This is a genomic window from Bordetella petrii, from assembly GCF_020991325.1.
Classification (GTDB): domain Bacteria; phylum Pseudomonadota; class Gammaproteobacteria; order Burkholderiales; family Burkholderiaceae_B; genus Bordetella_A; species Bordetella_A petrii_E.
Genome location: NZ_JAJMLX010000523.1, coordinates 1 through 849, shown reverse-complemented (window position 1 = coordinate 849; position 849 = coordinate 1). Strand labels below are relative to the sequence as shown.

General features: G+C 68.8%; 2 protein-coding genes. Both read left to right on the top strand.

The window, feature by feature from the left end; all coding sequences use genetic code 11:
* A partial coding sequence (locus LPZ50_RS25110) for a (2Fe-2S)-binding protein (protein ID WP_329957708.1) occupies positions 1-408 on the top strand: 408 nt, incomplete at its 5' end.
* Positions 409-443: 35 nt separating this feature from the next.
* The coding region (locus LPZ50_RS25105; protein WP_230665534.1) for an aromatic ring-hydroxylating oxygenase subunit alpha at positions 444-849 on the top strand (406 nt) is incomplete at its 3' end.

The window sequence follows — 849 nt, the reverse complement described above, 5'->3', positions numbered from 1 at the left end:
CCGCTGCGGGGCACGCTGTGCCAGCGTATCGCGCGCGGGGCCGCCGAGGCCGCGCAGTTCTGCGCCCAGATGCGTGGCGCCATGCAGCAAGTGCTGCCCCTGAAACGCAAGACCGCGGACGCGACAGTGGCCGAATGCGTACTGGCCGCCGTGCTGCTGGCCGCACGCCTGGCGCGCGCAGATACGGTCCAGACCCGGGCCTGGGCCGGCCAGTGGCTGCGCATCATGGGCGTCGCCGAGGGCTGCGGGCTGCTGGGTTACCAGAACGCCCGGGGGGATCCGGCCCTGATGCTGGACAGAACGATCTGTTGCCACCATTTCCGTCGCCGCGACGGCGACAAATGCGCGAGCTGCCCAAAGCTGACTGAAGACGAACGCATCTCCCGCATGCTGGCCGACGCTGGCTGAGCCGTGCCGGCCGGCGCGTTCCGTAGGAGAAATCCATGACCGATATCGCCACCGCGCGTCACGTTGCGCCCGCGCGGACCCAGCTACCCGTTTCCGCCTACTTCGACCAGGCGCGCTTCGACCAGGAACAAGACCGGATCTTCAAGCAGTCGTCACTGTATGTGGGCCACGAAAAACTGGTGCCGGCCGTCGGCGACTGGCGCACGCTGGCGCAGGAACAGAATGGCCGCGCGCTGGTGCGCGGCCAGCACGGCGTGGAACTGATTTCGAACGTCTGCCGGCATCGCCAGGCCCTGATACTCGGCGGCCAGGCCGGCGACGTGGCCGGCCATGCCAGGGGCAGCGGCAGCCTGAAGGAGAACGGCGGCAACATCGTGTGCCCCCTGCACCGCTGGACCTACAACAACCGCGGCGAACTGCTGGGCGCGCCCCAGTTCGAAT